This window comes from Mycobacterium sp., from assembly GCF_049281135.1.
Lineage (GTDB): Bacteria > Actinomycetota > Actinomycetes > Mycobacteriales > Mycobacteriaceae > Mycobacterium.
This window is the reverse complement of record NZ_JBAPRN010000489.1, coordinates 1-3295: the sequence shown is the minus strand read 5'-3', so window position 1 is coordinate 3295 and position 3295 is coordinate 1. Positions and strand designations below refer to the sequence as shown.

Genomic DNA, 3295 nt, shown 5'->3' with positions numbered 1-3295 from the left:
GGCTAACCGCGCGCGCGAGGAGCTTGTGGCGGCCGGCGCCCGTCCACGCCGCCCGGCCCGGGTCGGCACCGAATCGCTGACCCCAACCGAGCGGCGGCTCGCTCAGCTGGCCGCATCGGGTCACGACAATCGGGGTATCGCGGAGTTGACGTTCGTCTCACGCAACACCGTTGCGTGGCATCTGCGCAATGTCTTCCGCAAACTCGCCGTGGATTCCCGGGAGGCCCTAGCGGAAGCCTTGGCGGACTCAGGGCCGGGCCAAATCGACGCCTAAGCGACCCTAAACGAGGGAGCGCGGGCAGTCTCAGAAACGTGGACGGCCGGGAGCGGGCTCGCAGACCACACCGTCCCGCACTCCTGCGGGTGATTTAACCTGTTGGCCTTAGGTTAATGCTGGCTCTATTGCTGCTTTCGAGGCGCCGATGGTCGATAATGTGATCATGCCCCGTCCCTCCAAGCCCCTGATCCGCCACGATGCCGTAGTGGAGGCGTCGCTGCGCATCATCGATACGGAGGGCCTGGACGCGTTCAGCCTGCCTCGGCTCGCGCGGGAGCTCAATGTACAGGCGCCGTCGCTCTATCACCACTTTCAGGACAAAGCGGAGATCCTGAAGGCGGTGGCGCGGGCAATCGTGGTCGAGACACGCGTGCCTGATCCCAAATCGGTGCCCAATTGGATGGAGTGGCTTGTCGCGCTGAGCTTGGCATTTCGTGAATCGATAATGCGGCACCACAACGCTGTGCCGCTGTTACTGCAGTTCATGCCCCGCGATGTGCTGATTCGCAATTACAACGAGTCCGCAATGTATTTGATCGAGATCGGTGTGCCGCTAGAACAAGTGGTGTTGATTCTTGACGGCCTGGACAAGTTGACCTTGGGTGCCGGTATCACCGAGGCGATGCATGGCGACGAGGGGAGAGGCCGCCCATTCGGCAACGCCAATCCTGCCACCGAGCCTGTCTTGGTCGCGGCGGTGGCTGCCAATCAGCGATCCGCCACGGGGGGGTTCGCCGAGGCCATTCGCAGTTTCCTGCGCGGTGCGGCGCCGGGTGTGGCGGAGACGGCGCCGCCCCCGCAGCATTGGGGCGACTTCGGCTCGGCTGCCACGGATCTCGAGGAGCCGACAGCCTCCTAGCTGCTTCACCCGACCGCTTGCGTGTGTTGCATCAGCTCCGGGTGAGCGTCACGAATTTGGCGTCGCGCAATCTTGCCGCTGGCCATCCTTGGTAATGGCGTGTGCTGGATGATGACGTGGCGCGGCACCTTGTAACCGGCGAGATGCGCGCGACAGTGTTCAGTGACTGCCTCCGGTGTCACCTGCTTTTCGGTGTAGATGATCGCTGCGGGTGCCTCACCGAATGTGGCGTCGAACGCTGACACCACGCAAGCCTCGATCACCCCGGGTATCTCGGCGACCGCCGCCTCGATCTCGGAAGGGGCGACATTGAAGCCGCCGGTGATGATGATGTCTTTGAGCCGGTCGACGACGCGGATCCCGTGGGCGTCTTTGATTCCGATGTCGCCGCTGTGAAACCAGCCATCGCGCATCGCGGCGGCATAGGCGTGATCGTTTCGCCAATACCCCGGGGTGATGCCCGGACCGGAGACGATGATCTCGCCGGGCTCATCGAGATCACAGTCGCTACCGTCGGGCCGCACGACGCGCAGCCGGGTGAAAACTGTTCCGCCACCGATCGACTCGGGCCGCGCGACGGCCTGATCCTTCGGGTTGATGGTGGAAATCCCGCCCAGCTCCGTCATTCCGTAGGCCTGCTGAACGATCACGCCCTTGCTCAGCCAGGACTTCATCGTGGCCATGGGGGCCGACGCACCGGCGATAGTCGCCAGTTCCAACGCTGACAGGTCAGCGGACGCGAAATCTGGATGGGCCGCCATACGCTCGTAGAGAACCGGGACGCCGCAGTGAACTTGGATCCGTTCGGTGGAGAGTCGGTGCAGCGTGGTGGCGGGTTCGAAGCCGCGCTCGTAGAAAATCGTCATGCCCCTGATCAACGGGTGCAGGATGTGCCAGAGCAGGCCGGGGGCGCCCGACATCGACAGGGTGTAGATGATCCGAGAGCCGGGTCGCAAAGCCGGCTCGGTGATGGCCAGGTCGGCGACAAGGTTGAAGGTGCTGCGGTGGGTGAAGATCACACCTTTTGGGTGTGACGTCGTCCCGCTGGTGTAGACGATTTGGGTGATGTCGTCCGGGTGCGCATCGTCGCGGCGGGGAAGCGGTCGATGTTGTTCGTGGCGCAACGCGGCGAAGTCTTCCAGACAACGCAGTCGGGTCGGCGTTCCTTGCACAGCCGTCCTGATCCGGTCGCGGTGGGCGCCATCCGAAAGGACGAGGCAAGGGGTGGAGTCGTCGATCAGGTACCGCAACTCCCCGGGGGTGAAGCGGTTGTTCAACGGGACCACGACGGCCCCGATCTTCAGCGCTCCGATCGCCGAAACGACCCACTCCAGGCTGTTGCCGCCGATGATGCCGACCCGGTCGCCGGGCTGAAGCGGGGCAGCGGCCAGCTGCCGGGCGGCATTATCGGTCCACCCGTCCAAGGTCTGGTAATCGACGGTGTCGGTGCCGTCGAACACGATCGCCGCGCGTTCCGGAGACTGCTGCGCCCAATAACTCAAGCCGTCGGTCACCAGTTCGGTCATCGCGCGCGCTCTCCCTTGCGGACTGGGCCACAGCGCCGCGAAAAGCGTTCGGCGCCAAAGCCGGTGCGACGTGACCCAGCCGCGGTTCTGATGAACATCCGGCTGGCCCGCATGTGCGGCCACCCGGAGCAAACCTTATTTCAGTAGATTAGTACGTGTCAACGATCGCCGCTTGGCTTCCTTCTCGCGCCGGTACTCAGCGGCCCGCAGCGTCCGTGATCGGTGGCCGGTACACCGACTTCAACGCTACGTAAGGTGCCAAGCCCTCGGGCCCCAGTTCACGACCCAGTCCGCTGGCCTTGACACCGCCAAACGGCCCGACCACGTCGAGGGCGTAGTGGTTGATTCCGACCGATCCGGTGCGCATCCGCGCCGACAGCTCAGCGCCGCGTTGCGGGTCGGCGGTCCACACCGTGCCGCCCAGACCGTAGTCGGAGTCATTGGCGATGGCGATGGCTTCGTCGTCGTCGGCGTAGGGCAGCACGCTCAGCACCGGCCCGAAGATCTCTTCACGGGCAATCGTCATGGCGTTGTCGACGTCGGCGAAGACCGTGGGTTCGACGAACCAGCCCAGGGGCTGATCGGCCGGGGAGCCGCCTCCGGTAGTCAGCCGCGCGCCGCTGGCCCGGCCGC

General features: G+C 64.8%; 4 protein-coding genes. 2 read left to right on the top strand and 2 right to left on the bottom strand.

The genetic code is table 11. The features are described from left to right. Both WAN02_RS19695 and WAN02_RS19690 read left to right on the top strand, forming a co-directional pair. Positions 1 to 274: helix-turn-helix domain-containing protein (locus WAN02_RS19695; RefSeq protein WP_422265915.1), on the top strand; the 274-nt coding region annotated here is incomplete at its 5' end. A 166-nt stretch (positions 275 to 440) separates the two neighbouring features. Further along, positions 441 to 1136, top strand: a complete 696-nt coding sequence (locus WAN02_RS19690) for a TetR/AcrR family transcriptional regulator (protein ID WP_422265914.1) — start codon at positions 441 to 443, stop codon at positions 1134 to 1136. 5 nt (positions 1137 to 1141) lie between these two features. Here WAN02_RS19690 and WAN02_RS19685 read toward each other — a convergent pair whose 3' ends face one another. Next, positions 1142 to 2662, bottom strand: coding sequence for a class I adenylate-forming enzyme family protein (locus WAN02_RS19685; protein ID WP_422265913.1), 1521 nt, complete (start codon positions 2660 to 2662; stop codon positions 1142 to 1144). Between the two features lie 196 nt (positions 2663 to 2858). Further along, a partial coding sequence (locus tag WAN02_RS19680; protein ID WP_422265912.1) for an aldehyde dehydrogenase family protein occupies positions 2859 to 3295 on the bottom strand: 437 nt, incomplete at its 5' end.

Bases quoted from the DNA above. Each gene is read 5' to 3' on its own strand.
- WAN02_RS19690 (WP_422265914.1), top strand. From the start codon at position 441: ATGCCCCGTCCCTCCAAGCCCCTGATCCGCCACGATGCCGTAGTGGAG.
- WAN02_RS19685 (WP_422265913.1), bottom strand. From the start codon at position 2,662: ATGACCGAACTGGTGACCGACGGCTTGAGTTATTGGGCGCAGCAGTCT.